This is a genomic window from Alkalibacter saccharofermentans DSM 14828 (genome assembly GCF_900128885.1).
GTDB classification, from domain to species: Bacteria; Bacillota; Clostridia; order Eubacteriales; family Alkalibacteraceae; genus Alkalibacter; species Alkalibacter saccharofermentans.
Window position 1 is genome coordinate 1 of sequence record NZ_FQTU01000007.1, and the last position, 18413, is coordinate 18413.

Below are 18413 nucleotides of genomic sequence, written 5' to 3' on the forward strand. Positions count from 1 at the left end.
ACATTTGACAAGGATATAGAAGGCACGGTTCAAAGCGGCAATGTAGAAGGGGACGGAAGCCTGTTTCTCAAGCTTTATTACGACAGAAATGAATATCAAATAAGCTTTGAAACAGGATCAGGAAGTTTAGTGGAAACTGTTAGTGGGGTATTTGGAGGATTATTGCTCAAACCAGATGATCCAACTAATGAAGGTCATGTATTTGAGGGTTGGTACAAAGATGAGCTGCTTGAAAACAAGTGGGATTTTAATATGGATACAATTCCTGCATCAGACATTATTCTTTATGCAAATTGGATAAAACCCAGTCCTAATGGAGTTTTGTTAGATGCAGCTGCAGGCAGTGATTTTATAGGCGTGTTATTTTTAAAATCAGATGGAAATGTTTATTATAGCAAGTCGGATAAAAATAGTAGCTGGCAACAAGAGGTTGCAATAGGATCAGGAACGGAAGGATCCGTAGAAGTAGATGCGTCTGACAATGTCCATGTAGCGTATGTGACTGATGGCAAAATTGCCTATACCAAGTTTGATGGAAACAGCTGGTCTGAAAAAACATACATAGAATCTTTGAATATAGGCGGAGCCGGCGTATGCTCAAAAGTAGATTTAGCCGTTGATGGCGATTTAAGTCCACATATTACATACACAGATAGCAGAGGAACAAGTGATGATTATCCACATCCTGACATAATGTATGCCAAGTTATCAGAGGGTACATTTAGTAGAACTATGATATTTAGAGGTTATAGAGATTACTCAAGTTCAGGATCCTGGGGAGCTGATTACTTTAGCGGAGGTTCTTCCATTGCTGTTAATGAAAACGGAGACTATTTTATAATTGCCCACAGGCAAAATATATGGAGATGGTTTGCTGGCACAGACAATACTTATTATATTATGATCCATTCTAATTTAGGAACCGGCAGCATAAGCAACTACGGTACTAATATCTATGCAACATACGATTTAGCCTATTCAAATGGGAAGCTTGTTGCATTGTACAAAGATAGTACATTTAAGACATCAGAGGTAGCAGTAAGTGGAGGTACGGCTGGTTTTATAAATACAACAGGGATAGGCGGATCTAGTGTGACTAGCGTTTCTAACAACGGAGTAAGCACCGTCGTAGGAGGAAAGTCTTCTGCGGGAACGCTTCTTACACACTTGGATGGATTATCTCAAGATCATATGACAAATGTAAAAGACAACAAAGTATCAGTAGTATATTTAGACGGAGAGTATTATGGAGTATACAGAGATAACGAAAGCAGTGAATTGAAAGTTAAAAAATTATAGCAGTATCTCCGTGTAAAAAATAAAGTTTCACAAATAAAAAGGTTCTGCACTAAAAACTGTGCAGAACCTTTTTTTAGCCACCAAGTATCGTAGGGTAAGCAACTATGTAGATATTCTCTGATATGAGATGATTCGGACTCAACCTGTTTTCTCCAGCTTTCATAATTCCGATTTCTTCCGTCGGTATGCCGGCTTTAATAAAAACCTTGTCTACCGTTTCTGGAAACAGCAGTTCAATAATCACCGGATTTTCCTCTGGAGAGTATCTTTTTAACCAGCCGACCAGCTCGATTTTAACTTCTATTGGCATTTATTTTACCTCAAATCAAAGACTTGGTTTTTTCTACGTACATATCGATAAGCTCGTAAGCGATGTCCTCGTCTAGCTCGCCATATAGACTTGGCGTTTCGAATAATCGCTTCGGCAGTTTAACAGCAGATTGGTCGAAGCCGAGCATTTTCTTAATTCTAAGCTTGGTAGCATAAATTTTTTCGCCTAGCTCGGTTAATTCTTCATTTGTAATTTCACGGCCTATTGAATTCAATGCAGCTAATATCGTTTCCCTATCGTAGACCTTTCTGGCAAACAGGCAAATGACCAAAGAGTTTAACATGCAACGCTCTTTTTCTTCGGCAAAAATGTCTTCAACCAGCTTTTCCTTGTCGAATTCCTTCATGGATTGATCAAGTGAGTACCCGCCGTTGCAAAGGTGTGAGTGTCTTGCGCCCACAACTGAACCTAGTATTATTCCATAACCTGTATGGTAACCGGACATTTCGTTCTTTGCAAATGTCATTGCAAAATCCTTGCCCCCGTATATATCAGAGGCCTTGTCTGCGCCCTGTCCCAGCAAGATGTAGAATTCATTTTTTCTCCAAGCAATGTTTTTGATTGCGTCCATGTAGCCTTGAGCATTGCCAAAAGCCAATGGAACCAGTGTTTCTTCAAGGGATACCAACCCCTTTTCCAAAGCTTCGGTTGCCCATCCAAGAATTACGCCCACCGACATAGCATCAAGACCGTACTGTTCCACTACATCGATTATTTCCAGTATTTCGTCTGATGTCTTAATTCCGAGGAAAGTGCCTAGTGAGAATATGAGCTCGTAGTCATAGCCCACGCTTACGGCTTCGTACTCGTGGCCTTTGTCAAACTCTCTTCTGAACTGGCCTATGTGGATGCATCCTACGGGGCATCCGGTGCATGCCATCTTTCTTACGAGATTGTTTTTAGCAAAAGCCTCTCCTGATATATCTGATGCATGTTCAAAAGAGTTTTGCTTTAAGTTTAGAGTAGGAAGTCCACCTGCAGCATTAAGTGGCTCAACATTTATAGGTGTACCCGCATCATGGTATTTTGCCATGATTTCCGTTGCTGTGACTTTCTTATATATATCTTGGTATACTTTAAAGTATTCTTTGAAATTTTCAACAGGCATGTCTCTATCGCCTATTACTGAAATTGCTTTGAGATACTTGCTTCCCATAACGGCTCCGAGTCCCAGACGGCCAAAATGTCTGTAAGTATCTACACATACACTTGCATAGCTGACAAGATTCTCGCCTGCTTGACCGATTCTGATGATGCTTCTTTTTCCGCTGCCGCCTTCTCTTTCTCTTATGAGTCCGCCGACTTCATCAGAATTGATTCCCCAAAAAGCACGAGCATCCTTGATTTCGATGTTGTTTCTGCTGATAGAAAGATAAGAAGGACGTTTTGATTTTCCTGTAATTACGACAGCATCGTAACCCGCCATCATTAGTGTCAAGGCGAGTCTGCCTCCTGCGTAACTTTCTCCCAGCTCACCGGTTAATGGAGAGATGAACATTGCGACAGTTTTTGTAATTACGGGGAAAACGCTGGTAGCTCCTCCGATGGCAAATACGATAGGCTGAGCAGGATCAAGTGGATCTAAATCCGGCTTGATATTTTCTTCAAGAAGCTTTGACGCAACGCCAACTCCGCCAAGGTACTCGTATAGATCGTGTCTGTGGGCTATTTCGATTTTTTCGTTGTTTAAGTCTACATATAAGACTTTAATATATTTTTCATAAAACATTTTCTTTTTCCTCCATTCTCAAACAGTCGTGAGGACAGAATCTTGTACATACTCCGCAATGCTTGCAAATAATAGGCAGTTTTTTGTCCTCGTCAAAATTGACGGCGCCTACAATGCAACTGGTAACACATTTCTTACATCCGATACATTTGTCTTTTTTTAGAAGCACGCCTCCGCCTTTGCGCTTTTCCAAAGCGCCCGTGGGACATGCCTGATAACATGCAGGGTCGCCGTCACATGCAAGACACACTATAGCTTTGAACTTGCTTTGAAGACCTCCTTTGGTTTTGACCTTGATCGCGCTCTTTGCTATTGAATGATTTTGATGGTTTACACCGGCGCAGGCCAACATACAGGTAAAACATCCGATACATTTGTTCATGCCATCTGCTTTTAATACCTTGGGCATTTGATCACCTCGTTAAATTATTATCTAAAATTTTATGTTTGTGGTTATTATATATAAGGATAATAAAAATGTAAAGAAGCAATAAAAAAACATAATATACATATATGTATAAATAAATATAAAAATAAAATATAAATACATAAAAAAAATAATTAAACATAAAAAATATAATATATAATAAGATACAATTAAAAACAGTAATAATATTCTATATATAGAAATAAATAAAATTAGAAACGGTTTCATTTAACATATAATGACATATACTAAATACAAAATGCAGGATATTGAATATACTGAGCAATACAAGAGAAAAAATAATCTCAAAACAGCTTGAGACTCAAAATAAAAAAAATAAATTTATTTTGAGCATTTATTTTTGAAGTGTTGTGAAATTGATAACGAACTCATCTGTGCTTAATGTTCTAGATAAAAAATGTAATTTTCAAAGGTTGGTGAAAAAGGAGCACCTATCATATATAATTATTAATAGATGAAAAGAATATATGAAAGTTGGAATTTAGATGAATAAAGGGAGCTACAAGAAAAACCAGATAGTAAATTTAAATATCGAAGACTTGACTTCAACAGGTGAAGGAATAGGGAAAATTGACGGTTATGCTGTATTTGTTGATGGGTGTCTCCCGGGAGATTATATAAAAGCGAGACTTAAAACAATAAAGAAGACTTACGCAATCGGAGAGTTGGAAATGTTTCATAAATCAAGCAAAGAGCGAGTAGAACCGCCTTGCTTGTACTTTGATGAATGCGGAGGATGCCAGATTCAAAACTTAAATTATACAAAACAATTAGAGCTGAAGAAAAAAATCGTATTAGATGCAATGACTAGGATAGGAGGATTCGATGAGAGTGATATTAGGATTTTTGAAACCATCGGCATGGAAGAGCCTTACGGTTATAGGAACAAGGCGCAATATAAAGTATCTGTCTCGAAAAAAATAGGGTTTTACAAAAAAAGATCACATCACATTATTCCGCTGGAAAAATGTCTGATACAGAAGGACGACGGAGCAGAGACACTAAAAGTTTTAAACGCAGTTATTACTAAATTTGGCTTATCTGTTTATGATGAAAATACCGGTAAAGGAGTATTAAAAGGAATAGTTGAAAGGATTTCGGGTTTGAACGGCGAAATCATGATAATTCTCGTCATTAACGCCGACAATCTGGAGAATGACAAGAAAATTGCAGAATTTATTATGCAAAATATTCCCGACGTAAAAAGCATCTATATAAACATAAACAAGGGTCGAAGCAACCGGGTGATGGGATACGAAAATAAATTAGTTTATGGAAAAGAAAAATTAACTGATGCAATAGGAAATGTAGCGTTTGAGATATCCCCGCTTTCTTTTTTTCAGATAAACTCTGAAATGACCAAGGTGATATATGACAAGGTGGCTGAATATTCTGCATTAAAAGGAACTGAAACTGTATTTGACCTCTATTGCGGCATGGGCACGATAGGTCTTTTTCTGGCAAAGGCCGCCAAGGAAGTCTATGGAATAGAAATTATCAGGGATGCAATTGAGGATGCCCAAATAAATTCCAAACTAAACAAAGTTGATAATGCCCTGTTCATTCAAGGAAAAGCAGAAGAAAAAATATATGAGCTTTTGGATGAGGGAAAAAGAGCAGAAGTATACGTTTTGGATCCACCACGAAAAGGTTGTGACGAAAAGCTTCTAGAGGTGATAAAAAAGACCCTGCCGGCTAAAATAGTGTATGTCTCATGCAATCCATCCACATTGGCTAGGGACCTTAAGATCCTTTCTGGTGAATACAAGATTGAAAAGGTGCAGCCCATAGATAATTTTCCCCACAGTATGCATGTTGAAACAGTCACACTGCTTGTACGGAAGTGAAACGACGTAGAAGCACATGTGCTGTTCATGCACAGTCTGCCCGAGAAAACAAGCGCAGCGAAGTTTGATTGGGTGCAGACCACTGCGGAGACGGTCTGTCTGCTTACAAGAAAATAAATGTATAAGCCCTTGCGAGTGGTAGATTTAGATGTTTTTTGATTTTGCGGGGGTTGTATTGTCAGATTGGATGTTATTGATTCTTTTAGGTTAAGTTTATTAAATGGTTATGTAATAGGCTAACCAACAAGACTGGAATATGTTTATATGTTTATTAGCCCATAATGGTGAATAAACTATGTTAATAGAGAGATTTAACAGTTCGTCAAATTGAATTTACCGAGGAGGATATGTATGAAAACTCTGAATCAGCTTATAAGCGATTACACTTGTAATTTACAGCAGGGAGAAATGCAGGTTGCATATAAGGGAATACTTGAGTTCATTGGTAAATTGCGAGCTGATTTTATTAAGAAATATCCGCATTACGAAACAAGTAGCATATACCAGGGCTATATGGACATGTCGTATTTTTCATTAAGCACAAAACCATTAAAGGATAAGGGGCTTAAGATCGCCATAGTCTACCTGCACGAAAAAGGATGCTTTGAGGTATGGCTTTCCGCTCGAAACAGAGAAATATCCAAGCGATACGATTCTGTATTTTGCGGTAAAACCTTTGATGAAATTACAGTATTTCATGACGAGAATAATCGGGATGCCATTATAGAAAGTACTTTGATTTCTGTGCCGGATTTTGAGGATCAGAAAGTTTTGAAAGACATTATCGGGCAAGGTGTCGAAAAGTTCATAACGGCTGTAAACATTTTTATTACAAGCTAAATTTGAATTTGACGGAGGTGTGATATTTAAATGAAAGAAACGGTAATTCTTTTTATAGTATCAATGGTAGCATTTGTTTTAAGTTTTTTCTCTTTTAAAGAAAAAGGATTTTTGTTTAATAATGCCTATATTTATGCATCAAAAAAAGAACGAAACAGTATGGATAAAAAGCCACATTATCGACAATCGGCAATAGTATTTTTCTTGATTAGTATCATTTTTTTATTAAGTGCGATTGAAGTGCTTTTGGATAGCGGATGGATTTATTACATAGTGTCAGCAGTAATAGCTGTGACGATAATTTATGCCATTGTATCCAGTATATTAATCGAGACTAAAAAGAAATAGAGTTACGCTGCAATTCCAATTTTTCAATGAACCTGTAATCATGGAGGTATTGTTATGGCTGATAATAAAACAATTCATTTCATACCACCATTGCCTAAAAAGCGTGAAAAGCGAGTAGGAATTTACTGCCGCGTTAGTACAAACAGTGCTGACCAACTAAAAAGCCTTACCGCTCAAGTCTCGGCGTTAACGAGATTAACAGCAGCTAATCCTAAATGGTTATTAGTAGATCTGTATATTGATATTGCTTCAAGCAAGACGGGTTCCTCTCGTAAAGAGTTTTCGCGCATGTTGCAGGATTGTAAGTCACGTGATATAGAAATTATCCTAACCAAAAGCATCAGCAGATTTGGGCGAGACACGGTGGAAATTCTTGAAGCACTGAACCAGCTAAGGATTCTCGGCGTTCGTGTTATATTTGAACAGGAAGTACTTGATACAGCTGATACAGATAACGACCTTATGATTTCAATAATTGAGTCAATAGCTCAGGCAGAGAATGAATCACGCAGTGATAATATTAAGTTTGGTATCAAACAGCGTGCCGCACAAGGCACTTCAAAGCTATATAACAGAAAATGTTACGGATATTACAATGATGAAAATGGTAATCTGGCTATTGATGAGAAAGAGGCGAAAAATGTCCACATGATATTTAACCTCTATCTTCAGGGTAAGAGTGTTTTAGGTGTTGTGAAAGAACTGGAACGCCTGGGGATCAAGTCCCCTACTGGAAAGGCTACATGGCCTAAGAGAACAATTGACGTAATTCTCAGTAATGAAAAATATATGGGCAATGTACGGTTGTTGGATAACGGCAAGCATAGCGCATGCTATTTGGCTGAAGTCAACAATCCGGCGATAATCTCTAAGGACACGTTTCAAGCGGTGCAGATTGAATAACAGCACCGAAGTAATGTTACAAAAGGCGAAGAAGGAAATCAGCGAAAAAACAAAAAATACAGTTCAACGAAGTGAAAATATAAAATAGCCTAATTGAAAATAATATTGTGAGAGAACAGGATAGACGCCAAACCACCATAAACACAGCTTTTTTAATGAATTTTCGGAGAAGTGTAAAATAGCCTAAGAATTTCATGTGGAGTGTGCTGTCTTGATGCCAAGAAAGAAGTAATAGATAGGCAGAAAGTGATTGAAAATAAAGGATTTCCGGAAATTGAACCAATCCGCGGCTGTATCGTCGGAGGGTCCAATGTCCGGAGACTTCGTTTTTGGGTGGCATTATAATGGCCTTGATGCGAGAGGGTTGAGTAGACAGTTTAGATAACTGTGGGGTTGAGTAGACAGAATAGATGTGAATATTTGATCTGAGAAAAAGAGCGGAATTAGTGTTTTGAAAGTGACATATAGATTTACAAGGGTGCGGAGCAACAGGGAATTACCTAGAAGAATCTGCAGCAAGCGAAATAAGTTAAAGCAAGAGGCGATTTGACTCTAGTTAGGTATTTACGGAAAGAATCACATAGCTTTCTCAGCTTATCGCTTCCTTCATCAGCACCAATGACCTTAGAAAAGTTGTCCAATTAAGTGTAGCCTATCCATCTGAGACAAAAATGTAATTAGCTGGAAAATGTATGAGCTCCTTTCGCCTATGTCTTCAATTGGAAACGCTTTAGATTAGCTTGATAAAACTATTATACGAGGCGGGTAGGAATGAAAGAATTGGCTATATGACATAAGATGAGTAATGTAGCAACTCATTTTTAAGTTTTCATACTCACGCAATTAGCTCCTTAGCGCTTGAAGTTGCTAAAAGAAACATTTTCTTATTGTTGCTAGATTATGTATAATATTGATACAAGCAACTGTTCTACCAGAAATGAAAATTAGGAGGAGATGATTCTACTGAAAAAGATTGTAATCTTTTACTTCTCGGGAACCGGCAATACCTGGTGGGCAACAGGCAGGTTGACAGAGTACCTGAAGGGTATGGGTGCTGATGTCACTTTTTTTTCTATTGAGCAGGTGGATACAGAGCTTTCGGATAGGTTGATAGCAGGATGTGGCACGGTAGGTTTTGGGTACCCCATATACGGCTCTGATGTACCGGAAATCATGAAAGACTTCATGAAGGACCTTGCTCCTAGTGGAAAAGATGCTTTTGTCTATTGCACTCAGTGGCTGTGGTCAGGTGACGGGGCGCGGGTGAGTGCAGAATTTCTCTCAAATAAATTTAGAATAAAATGGGCAGAACACTTTGCAATGCCTAACAATGTTTCTGTTTCGGCAATCAGACTACCATACACTAATGATAAAAGGCGTATTAATAAGATTCTGAAAAGAGCAGATCGGAGAATTAAAAGGCTTGTGCTAAAGATAGTGAGTGAAAAGCCTTTTCTGAGAGGTTTTAGTGCTGTTTCGGCATGCTCCGGGTATATACAGCGAGGGCCTTTCCGTTATTTTTTCGGGCGATTAAGAAATGATATCAATGTGGAAATAAAAAAGTGTAATTTTTGTGGATACTGTGTGAAGCTTTGCCCAGTGAGCAACCTAATCCTTGATGGCAACACAGTTTCTACACTTGGCAGTTGCATCATGTGTCTGCGCTGTTACAGTTTTTGTCCGAGAATGGCAGTTACATACATGAAAAAACTGCATAATCCAGAGCGGGGGGACCCTTACCGGGGACCGGTGGACGGTTTTGACCCGGAATTAATGCAGTGACCGTGCACTATTGGTATGTATGAGATATTTATGCTTTGGGATTCCATTGAGGCTGTCAAGTTAAATGAAAGGTACTATATGCCAAGTGAAATCAATTGGTTACAGCTTGATTATCAGGTTTCAAAAAAATCGATTCTCTGAGCATAGATGGTGCTTATCCGAGGGAGGATAAGCTTGCAACAGAGGATTATGAAATGCTTGTAATAGCTGAAAAGTAGCAGAAGACAGCTTTCTATTTTGAAAGGGGTAAGACTATGTCAAGGGAAAGCACAGGGGACGGTTCCTGACGCTTTGTACTATATAATATGGTAACAGCTTGTGGAACTAACTTTTCTGGCTAATCTTGGCATCTTATTCACCTGAAGTTTAAATCAACATATTGAAATTTAGAAAGCACTAGGAACCGTCCCTAGTGCTTTTAAGTTTTTTTAGGAGTACATGTTTCCATAAGTTCAGCTATTTCAGTGTTGAGGTAGATGCTGGAATCTTGAAATACACCCAAAATGTAAGTTGGGCAATAGGAACATCAAGTATGATCGAGATGCCATATAGCATTTCTAAGTTCTCTTTACTAACACCGCGCTCTATCCTACTAATATAAATATTAAAAACTCAGAAAGTCTATTTTGAGTAATATTTCTTTCTAGAATGTTTTGTTTTTGATGAATTATTTATAATCTAATTTCATAAAAACCTTTTGAGTACAACATTGCCAAATTCGAATATAATTGACAAAGAAAATGTTTCCGTTTATAATACTTATAAAATATAATAAATATATTTTATAAGCGTAAACTTAGGGGGTTTTTCTGAATGAATATAAATCCAACAAATAAAGAAGATTTCAGACTGGAAGCAGAAAGACTTAATACTATGACAGATGCATTAACAATTTTCTCAAGGAGAACTACTTTGAAATGGTTACCAGAGATTTTAACAAAAACCGGAATAGAAAGGGAAGAAATCACTGCAATGTTTGAGTTAAACATCGAACCTAATCAAAGCCTAAAGCAGCTGTCCTATAAGATGATGGCTTCATCTTCCAATGTATCTGTTCTGATACAGTCTATGGTTGAAGATGGAGTGGTATGTAGAGTTTCAGACCCAAAAGATAGGCGACGAATTCTTTTGAGCCTTAGCGAAAAAGGTCAAAAGCTTTTTAACAATGCACAAGAACATCTTTTAGAGAAATATGTAGAATATCTTAGAGACTTACAGGATTCTGACCGAGAAGCTTTGAACGAGGCAACACTATCCATGATTATGGTGATGGAAAGTATTCTAAATCTTAACTTGGTCAATAAAGAGGAAGAGAATTTATAGTAAGTGTCATTCGAGCAAAAAAGGGATTCAGACGTGAAGGTGCTTTTCTGATTCGTAAAACCGATAAGGAGGGTTAGATATGATACATTTAGTTTATTGTGATGATAAAGAAAAGGTGTTAGAAAAAATACTAGACGGCTCTAAAACAATGGTTATTAGGGCAGCAGCGGCTAGAAAGATCCCTCATAGTAGAGTTCATGAGGGGGAGAGACTTTACTTTATGAAAAAAGGCACAGCAAAAATTTCAGCAACTGCAACAGTGAAATCAGTTCAGAATTACACTAAATTATCAGAAGAGGAAAGACAAAGGATTTTATCTGATAATCAAGGTAAATTAAACTTATCTAAAAGTCAGCAGGAACGTTGGAATAAAAAATGCACGTGTTTGGTCGAGTTTGAGAATATGAGTCAAATAAATTCTCTTGATTTTGAGCATCAACGCAATATGGATGATTGGCTTATTCTAGAAAAAATTGAAGATGTAGTTGTAGGAAGTAGTAAACCCTATGATTATGATAAATCGAGATTTTAGGTGATGCTATTGTGGCAATGTGGAGTCCCTGGCGTGGCTGTCATAAATATAGCGAAGGATGTAAATACTGCTATATTCATAAAGGTGATGCTAAAAGAGGAGTAGATACAAATGTTATTGTAAAAACCGTTGATTTTAACACACCTATTGCAAAGAATAAAAAAGGTGAATATAAGATAAAATCAGGTCAAACAGTCTACTTATGCTTTTCTACTGATTTTCTTATTGAAGAAGCTGATGGATGGAGAGAAGAATGTTGGAAAATGATAAAAAAACGCTCTGATTTGAATTTTATTTTTCTAACGAAGAGAATCGAAAGGTTCTTACAGTGTATTCCAAAGGACTGGAATGATGGATACGAAAATGTAACTGTTGGCTGCACTGTGGAGAATCAACATAGGGTAGATTACAGACTGGGAGTATTTGTTAATCTACCAATAAAACATAGAAATGTTATTTGTCAGCCTCTTATTGAAGAAATAAATATAGAAAAATATTTGGATAATGTTGAGTTGGTAGTAGTTGGTGGAGAATCAGATAGAAATGCAAGACCACTTAACTATAATTGGGTTTTGTCTATTAGGGAACAGTGTATAAATAGAGGGGTAAGTTTCCAATTTAGACAATGTGGCAGTCGCTTTATTAAAGATGGTAAGGAATATACACTTAATGTAAGAGACCTATGTAGCCAAGGGAGAAAGGCAAATATCGATTATTATCCACCTGATTAAGCAGAAGATGGAGTTGTGAGGAGGAAAATTAAGTGTTTACAACAATAGGAGTTATATTCATTATAATATTCGTGGCAGCTGTCGTTTGTGTTTTCGCACTTATGATTAATCACAATAATCGATTGAAAAAAGAAGCTAAGGATTACCCACCACCAGGAAATATTGTTGAAGTAAACAACAAAAAGATGCATGTATACGCTGAAGGTGAAGGGGAGATCACACTTATCTTTATGGCTGGGCACGGTACCAGTAATCCAACTATAGATTTTAAACCTATTTGGATGAGGATGAAAGATGAATACAGAATCGCTGTAGTAGAGAAATCTGGTTATGGATGGAGTGATGCCTCAAATAGTTCAAGGGACATAGATACTATACTTGAGGAAACACGGAAAGCACTCGAATTTTCTAGAGAGAAAGCTCCTTTTGTACTTTTTCCTCATTCTATGTCTGGGCTGGAGGCGATATACTGGGCACAAAAATACCCGGATGAAGTAAAAGCCATCATAGGATTAGATCCATGTACTCCTGAAGCGATTGATATTCTGCCTATGGCGCAGAAAACACAGTTATACTCCATGTATTTTATATCAAGAATAGGTTTATCCAGGTTTATGACGGAATCTGATGTAGAAGAAAAATTTCCGCTTATGAAATCAAGTGATTTAACGGAAGAAGACAAGTTGCAGTATATGGCAGTATTTTTAAAAAGTTCCGTTACAAAGGATATGTTAAGAGAAATAAAATTCTTAAAAGAAAATGCACAAACAGTAAAAGACAAAGAAACTCCTTTGGATATACCCATGTACTTTTTCATATCCGGTGATCAAGAGTCTGTAGCACCAGGATGGGGTGAAGCTTTAACAGGATATTTATCACATATCAGCACTGGAAAGTATCAGAAGCTTGAAGCTAGCCATTATGTTCATTATGAAAATGCAGATTTAATTGTTCTTGAATCCAAAAAATTCTTAGAACTAATAAAATAGATCTTCTTTTAATAGTATATATATTTAAAAAGAAGTAACAAAAATTATGGAAGGAGGAACGACATAATGCAATATGTAGGATTGTTGGCGCCAATTGCTTTTGTTTTTGCACTATCAGCTCTTGCTCAGGTAGGTTCATTAAAAAAAGAGATAGATGAACTAAAAAAAGAAGTGAAGGCATTAAAAGAAGAGTCGAAAAAATAGTGTTTTGTATATTATCGATAAAGGAAAGCAATGAGTGTTGAAGCAAAAGTATTATAGTCATAAGAAGATGGATTATGAGAAATAATACGGGAGGAATTGGTATGAAATGGTTATTTATAGCTTGTTATTTGGATTCTTAGTCAGCTATTTTCTCTTTTAGTGATTAAGGCCAATACAGTTCAAAAACAGACTTGAATCAATGATTGTAGTTTAGGTTGATTGGCAAGAAACATGAGGGATTTAGTCAAAACTGGACTATTATCGCCGCTATTTGGTTATTAACTGCGGTATTATTGCAGTGTCACTTGATAACAAGGTGATTTAAGAATAAGAAGGAAAGGTTTCCTTTATCAATCGAAATGGGGGAAAGGTTCTCTAGCGTAAAGCAAATTCTTATCTTTTGTGAGGTGATCAGACTCGATGAAGAAAATGATTGAAAAGCTTGAGAGACACCCGGCAGTTCGGTTTGGACTTCCGGTGGTAGCAGTTGTGGGATGTACTCTGCTCTTTCTGTTCGGGATCAGCTATTTCGGAAGTATTAACATCTACATCGCGATAGGTGTTCTCCTGCTGTTGGCGGGATATTTCTGTGGCTGGAGAGTGTTGGGAGGCGTCGTGACGCTGTCATTGGTTCTCATCTTGACCGTCGGTCCCTACTTAGTTGTCCCACGTGTTCAGTGGGTAGCATCGGCCGGGGAGCCGAGTCCGTTTCTGTATCATAGCCCGGAAGATCCGGGTCCCGCTCAGTTACGGGCCGAGTATGGCATAGATGATGTGACCGGAGGCATCGAGGATGAGTTTGACCGGGTTGTGGTTCTGGCGGGGTGGGTCAATAGTAGGTGGAGCCACTCGGGCTCCAACATCCCTTCGTCGACAAACCCGTTGAAGATTCTCAGTGAGGCCGCCGACGGGGCCAAATTTCGGTGTGTGGAGTACAGCGTGGTCATGGTAGGTGCGGCACAGGCCATGGGTATGCCGGCACGGGTAGTGGCTCTTAAGACTAGGTGGGCAGACACAGCCCGTTCGTCTGCAGGTCACGTGGTAGCCGAGGTCTGGCTTGAAGGACTCGAGAAATGGGTGGTGACTGACCCTCAACTTGGTTACGTATTCAGCGCCGATGGTGTTCCCCTCAGTGCGATTGAGCTCAGAGAGGCTTTGGCCCAAGAGCCGAGATCCGTTGAGGTCCTGTCTGCTGATGGGCCGATCGGCTGGCTTAGTAAGACTCGATATCTGCTGTTTGTGGGTACGTATCTCTTCCATTTCGACTCGCTGTACGACCAGAGAGTATTCCTTCCCGAGCATGAACGGACAAGCGGCGGGATGATGCTGCTTCCGGACGGAGCACCCAATCTCAAGGTGTTCCAGAGGCGGCATTACCTAAACTTTGATTACACGTCGTCAGTTGATGACTTCTACGTAAATCCTGAGACCGCACCGTGACCGACCAGATGAGGAGTCATTGCTTGGCTCGTATGGGGTAATACTTCGCATGTGGCAAAGTGATCAGCACCAGCTCTAGCACGAAAACCGGGCCTGCAACAGCCTGTAATTGCATTATATCTATAAATACCATGAAGTATAATCGGTGGGAACAGTAATATATATATTATTATGAAGTTGTGAATTAAAAGCACAGGGGACGGTTCCTGACGCTTTGTACTATATAATATGGCAACAGCTTGTGAACTAACTTTTATGGCTGATCTTGGCATCTTATTCACCTGAAGTTGAAATCAACATATTGAAATTAAGAAAGCAATAGGAACCGTCCCTAATGCTTTTAAGGAGATAACTATCACTAATTCTTTCAATAAGAAAAGCTGATGGCCTACTAATGAGGCAAAATAAGGCGATCTTAGAGAATGGCAAAATCGATTTGTGGAGCTCATAAGGGGAAATAGGTGGCAAGTATTACTTGAACTCTTCTTTCAGCACAAGACAAAGAGTTTGTGAAAAAAGCACGGATTGAATATATTTAATCTGCAACAAAGGAGGTCAGTGAAAAAATGGAATATGCGAGTGCGATTGCAGGGGGTTTTTTGGCATTGTTTTTATACTTCAGATGGAAGAAAAATAGAGAGAAGTAGTGTTGGTTAGATATAAAAAATGAAGTCTTTTAATATCGATATGTTAAGCTGACCAATATCGCAGTCATTAGCAACTAATGCCTTTAAATGATTTAACGTCCAAATGATAAAAGTGGACTGGAGGAACATGTGATGAACAAAGTATTAAAAAGTATTTTATGGGTTTTATTTCTAAGCTTGATTCTTTTAGGCGTTCCTAGGTTATCTGGCATGATTGCAAACTTGTTTGATTATCAAGCAACTGATCCGGACGGCGCATATGCCTGGATATCAGTAAGACATATGTTTCAAGCCCTGATTTTTGTCATTTTTATTGTAGTTTTAAATATTTTTAAGCCGCTTGAATATGGTTTTGGCTGGGGCAACAAAGAAGTCGGCAAGAAATATGTTTTATCCTTTACAGTTATTTTCTGCGCAGGCTCATTTGTGTCACATTTATTGACGATTCTTACCAGCTCATTTCAACAATTCCCCTATCCCTTAACGGCGAGCAATATCATAGGGCAACTAAGTTTTCAGCTTTTATTATCAGGCCCGTCAGAGGAACTTATCTTTAGAGCGTTTGCGATTACAATGCTGGGAATTGTCATAAAGAATCGAGGGTTTAATGGAAAAGCCAGTGCAGCCAATATCATTGCTGCAGTTATTTTTGGATTGGCACACATGAGCTTTTCTTTTGCACCCTTCGCAGTTGTTTATAATCCGTTCCAAGTAGTCATGGCAACCGTACTGGGACTCTTTTATGGCGATTGTTATGAAAAATCTAAGAGTATGTATTATCCGATGATGATGCACAGTATTAGTAACATTGTGATGGTGGGTCTTACTATTATTGCTACATTTATTCTGTCCCGCTAAAGGACACCTGTTGAAAATGGTCAGAAAATCTTACCTCATGCTATGAATTATGGTTCGAGCATATTGATAGAACGATATAATTTATCCGAGTGTGACAATATGCTAAAAACAACACTTTAGCCAATAAACTACATCAAATTATGGCACAATAGAACTAAAAATCTATTCCAAGGAGTGAGGTTGTGAGACAGAAAACAGATTATATAATTAACCCTTTTGAGATTAATATCGATCCAATGGAACGGTTATTACTGGTGAATTTTGAAAAAGATCCAGATACAGTTTATGTTGCTTTTGAGCCTCAAGTATTCAATGATGATAAAAACGGAAAAGGCCATTTAGTCATCGGGTGGAGGACGGATGGTAAGGTAGATGTCTATCATCAGTCAAGCTTAAACCCCGACCCAAGAGGATATGACAACGTTGGCAAGGGATTGGTCAATATGGTTGAAGAGGAATTTTCTGAAGCATCTTATGAAGTCAATGATTTTGGAGCACAGGTATATTATCGATTTAAAGACATTAGTGATAGAGTTGTAATAATTAAAATCAAAGAAAATAATCCTAAAAGACGCAAGCCCTTTGGGTTGCTTGCTCCTATGGGTGATGTAGCCGAAAACCCTTCAGCACTGCCTTTGGTACTTTTACATGATTTTTATTTTGTGCGAAAAAAGCATACTGAAGTTGAGATAAGCATAGCTGGCAAAGAGCATAAACCTGATGAATTGCCTTTACCAATAGATGGAGCAAAGTTGCTTTATTCACGCTACAGCCCAAACCCGCTAATCGTCACCCTTAACCCTGCTACTGATGCTGAATTAAAACCTTTAGAAGTGAAACTCCAACAAAAGCAGATAAGTTGTGGAGAATATGATTTTGAAATGGAGTGGAATAATAATCAACCTGCTATAAAAAGTATTACCCGAAATAATAAAACTTACCCTGTTACATTACTTTTTAATAAGGCTTTTCCTGATATTAAAACTTTAGATGAAAATATTATATTGAAGGGAAGATTTAAGATTGAAGGGCATCCTTCCACAGGACTCATAGTTGGACACTATACCATTGAGAAAAAGAATGGTGAAACAAAGGTCATAATTATACCTTCAAGTGGGTGGAAACCATGCTATAGTAAGTTTTCACTTCTATTTCTGTACACAGTAGCTAAAATATTTAAGAAATGGCCTACCACATATGAATGGACAGCGAATATTCGAGAAAAAGAAAGTGGAAATCAATATATGCAGTCGGGGTGGAAAAGAATCTAAGTGAGCTTGGGCGTAAAGGGCATAACAATCTATTTCGTTCCGATGCTTCTATGGAATACATTGACGTCTTGCCTATAATTGATTGGAGCCTTCGTTATTATGCTCTGGCCTCCTTGCTGCTACTGCTAGCAATAACCGGAGCTAAAGTCTTAACTCAAGAAAAGGGAGTAAAAAGAGAGTATATTTTCCCAAAACAAATCGGTGGTGGCTACCACTGGCGAATATCAAGTTTTATTCCAAACCTACACATACAAAACGGGCTCTTGACTCAAGAATGAAAAGCACAGGGGACGGTTCCTGACGCTTTGCACTGTATAATATGGTAACAGCTTGTGAACTAACTTTTATGGCTAATCTTGGCATCTTATTCACCTGAAGTTGAAATCAACATATTGAAATTTAGAAAGCAATAGGAACCGTCCCTAGTGCTTATGCAGGTGTTGTCGATGGAAAACTCAATCAAGCGCATAAGCATGATTAATGCATTGCTTCTATTTTTAATACCAGGACTTTTATTTTGGCTTCACATGAAATGGACAGTGCCATTTTTGGCAAATATCTGGTCACTAAGTTCATATGCAACTTGGCTAATCGTCGATACTTTTTTCTGTTCTTACCATTATTTATCCTCACATTAGTTTTAATGAAAAGAGACGATTATATTCTGGATAAAAAAATATTTTAGCTCGTTTACGCATTAAAAAGATGAAGAGCAAAGAGCAGTCTTTGATAATCGCTCATGAAAGAACGGCTTGAATTCAGGAAAAGTATGATCAAGGACATTAGTTATCTTTACAAGATAAAAAGAACGCTGACGAATTAATTTATCTCGTAAACGTGTTAATGACTTTAAGGAATAAGCATGGTAAAATCCTTCAAAGTACATTGACA

At 38.0% G+C, this 18413-nt stretch carries 17 protein-coding genes; 14 read left to right on the top strand and 3 right to left on the bottom strand.

Annotated features, from left to right (window positions below; translation table 11 throughout):
* Positions 1-1299: InlB B-repeat-containing protein (locus tag BUB93_RS05860; protein WP_143159069.1), on the top strand; the 1299-nt coding region annotated here is incomplete at its 5' end.
* Positions 1300-1372: 73 nt separating this feature from the next.
* On the opposite strand, the gene BUB93_RS05865 is transcribed toward BUB93_RS05860, so the two are convergent.
* The 3 genes from BUB93_RS05865 to BUB93_RS05875 are packed head-to-tail and all read right to left on the bottom strand — an operon-like array spanning position 1373 to position 3768.
* Positions 1373-1609, bottom strand: coding sequence for a hypothetical protein (locus BUB93_RS05865; protein WP_073270161.1), 237 nt, complete (start codon positions 1607-1609; stop codon positions 1373-1375).
* 10 nt (positions 1610-1619) lie between these two features.
* Positions 1620-3359: an aldehyde ferredoxin oxidoreductase N-terminal domain-containing protein gene (locus BUB93_RS05870; protein ID WP_073270162.1), complete on the bottom strand. Its 1740-nt coding sequence runs from the start codon at positions 3357-3359 to the stop codon at positions 1620-1622.
* Positions 3349-3768 carry a 4Fe-4S binding protein gene (locus BUB93_RS05875; RefSeq protein WP_073270163.1) on the bottom strand — a complete coding sequence of 140 codons (420 nt, stop codon included), beginning with the start codon at positions 3766-3768 and terminating at the stop codon, positions 3349-3351. The genes BUB93_RS05870 and BUB93_RS05875 overlap by 11 nt, the downstream gene beginning before the upstream one ends.
* Before the next feature lie 524 nt (positions 3769-4292).
* Between BUB93_RS05875 and rlmD the strand changes: the two genes are divergently transcribed.
* The 13 genes from rlmD to BUB93_RS05935 all read left to right on the top strand — a co-directional run bounded on the left by rlmD (position 4293) and on the right by BUB93_RS05935 (position 17522).
* Positions 4293-5654 carry a 23S rRNA (uracil(1939)-C(5))-methyltransferase RlmD gene (gene rlmD, locus BUB93_RS05880; protein WP_073270164.1) on the top strand — a complete coding sequence of 454 codons (1362 nt, stop codon included), beginning with the start codon at positions 4293-4295 and terminating at the stop codon, positions 5652-5654.
* A 351-nt stretch (positions 5655-6005) separates the two neighbouring features.
* Positions 6006-6494, top strand: a complete 489-nt coding sequence (locus BUB93_RS05885; protein WP_073270165.1) for a DUF7000 family protein — start codon at positions 6006-6008, stop codon at positions 6492-6494.
* A gap of 30 nt (positions 6495-6524) precedes the next feature.
* Positions 6525-6842, top strand: a complete 318-nt coding sequence (locus tag BUB93_RS05890; RefSeq protein ID WP_073270166.1) for a DUF3784 domain-containing protein — start codon at positions 6525-6527, stop codon at positions 6840-6842.
* 54 nt (positions 6843-6896) lie between these two features.
* Positions 6897-7745: a recombinase family protein gene (locus BUB93_RS05895; protein ID WP_073270167.1), complete on the top strand. Its 849-nt coding sequence runs from the start codon at positions 6897-6899 to the stop codon at positions 7743-7745.
* A gap of 954 nt (positions 7746-8699) precedes the next feature.
* On the top strand, positions 8700-9527 hold the full coding sequence (locus BUB93_RS05900; RefSeq protein WP_073270168.1) for an EFR1 family ferrodoxin: 828 nt from the start codon (positions 8700-8702) through the stop codon (positions 9525-9527).
* Between the two features lie 813 nt (positions 9528-10340).
* A complete protein-coding gene (locus tag BUB93_RS05905; RefSeq protein WP_073270169.1) occupies positions 10341-10850 on the top strand; it encodes a MarR family winged helix-turn-helix transcriptional regulator in 510 nt (169 codons plus the stop codon).
* A 79-nt stretch (positions 10851-10929) separates the two neighbouring features.
* The gene (locus tag BUB93_RS05910) at positions 10930-11382 is read left to right on the top strand and encodes a hypothetical protein (protein WP_073270170.1); all 453 of its coding nucleotides are present in this window, start codon (positions 10930-10932) and stop codon (positions 11380-11382) included.
* A gap of 11 nt (positions 11383-11393) precedes the next feature.
* Positions 11394-12113 (top strand): DUF5131 family protein, encoded by a 720-nt coding sequence (locus tag BUB93_RS05915; RefSeq protein ID WP_073270171.1) that lies wholly within the window; start codon positions 11394-11396, stop codon positions 12111-12113.
* 32 nt (positions 12114-12145) lie between these two features.
* Positions 12146-13102, top strand: a complete 957-nt coding sequence (locus BUB93_RS05920; RefSeq protein WP_084117026.1) for an alpha/beta fold hydrolase — start codon at positions 12146-12148, stop codon at positions 13100-13102.
* Between the two features lie 66 nt (positions 13103-13168).
* Complete coding sequence (locus tag BUB93_RS11375; RefSeq protein WP_159432068.1) at positions 13169-13306, top strand: hypothetical protein; 138 nt, start codon at positions 13169-13171, stop codon at positions 13304-13306.
* A gap of 420 nt (positions 13307-13726) precedes the next feature.
* On the top strand, positions 13727-14746 hold the full coding sequence (locus tag BUB93_RS05925; protein ID WP_073270172.1) for a transglutaminase-like domain-containing protein: 1020 nt from the start codon (positions 13727-13729) through the stop codon (positions 14744-14746).
* Positions 14747-15525: 779 nt separating this feature from the next.
* Positions 15526-16251: a CPBP family intramembrane glutamic endopeptidase gene (locus tag BUB93_RS05930; protein WP_073270173.1), complete on the top strand. Its 726-nt coding sequence runs from the start codon at positions 15526-15528 to the stop codon at positions 16249-16251.
* A 182-nt stretch (positions 16252-16433) separates the two neighbouring features.
* Positions 16434-17522 carry a hypothetical protein gene (locus BUB93_RS05935; protein WP_084117028.1) on the top strand — a complete coding sequence of 363 codons (1089 nt, stop codon included), beginning with the start codon at positions 16434-16436 and terminating at the stop codon, positions 17520-17522.
* Positions 17523-18413 lie beyond the last annotated feature (891 nt).

Bases quoted from the DNA above. Each gene is read 5' to 3' on its own strand.
- BUB93_RS05865 (WP_073270161.1), bottom strand. From the start codon at position 1,609: ATGCCAATAGAAGTTAAAATCGAGCTGGTCGGCTGGTTAAAAAGATAC.
- BUB93_RS05870 (WP_073270162.1), bottom strand. From the start codon at position 3,359: ATGTTTTATGAAAAATATATTAAAGTCTTATATGTAGACTTAAACAAC.
- BUB93_RS05875 (WP_073270163.1), bottom strand. From the start codon at position 3,768: ATGCCCAAGGTATTAAAAGCAGATGGCATGAACAAATGTATCGGATGT.
- rlmD (WP_073270164.1), top strand. From the start codon at position 4,293: ATGAATAAAGGGAGCTACAAGAAAAACCAGATAGTAAATTTAAATATC.
- BUB93_RS05885 (WP_073270165.1), top strand. From the start codon at position 6,006: ATGAAAACTCTGAATCAGCTTATAAGCGATTACACTTGTAATTTACAG.
- BUB93_RS05890 (WP_073270166.1), top strand. From the start codon at position 6,525: ATGAAAGAAACGGTAATTCTTTTTATAGTATCAATGGTAGCATTTGTT.
- BUB93_RS05895 (WP_073270167.1), top strand. From the start codon at position 6,897: ATGGCTGATAATAAAACAATTCATTTCATACCACCATTGCCTAAAAAG.
- BUB93_RS05900 (WP_073270168.1), top strand. From the start codon at position 8,700: ATGATTCTACTGAAAAAGATTGTAATCTTTTACTTCTCGGGAACCGGC.
- BUB93_RS05905 (WP_073270169.1), top strand. From the start codon at position 10,341: ATGAATATAAATCCAACAAATAAAGAAGATTTCAGACTGGAAGCAGAA.
- BUB93_RS05910 (WP_073270170.1), top strand. From the start codon at position 10,930: ATGATACATTTAGTTTATTGTGATGATAAAGAAAAGGTGTTAGAAAAA.
- BUB93_RS11375 (WP_159432068.1), top strand. From the start codon at position 13,169: ATGCAATATGTAGGATTGTTGGCGCCAATTGCTTTTGTTTTTGCACTA.
- BUB93_RS05925 (WP_073270172.1), top strand. From the start codon at position 13,727: ATGAAGAAAATGATTGAAAAGCTTGAGAGACACCCGGCAGTTCGGTTT.
- BUB93_RS05930 (WP_073270173.1), top strand. From the start codon at position 15,526: ATGAACAAAGTATTAAAAAGTATTTTATGGGTTTTATTTCTAAGCTTG.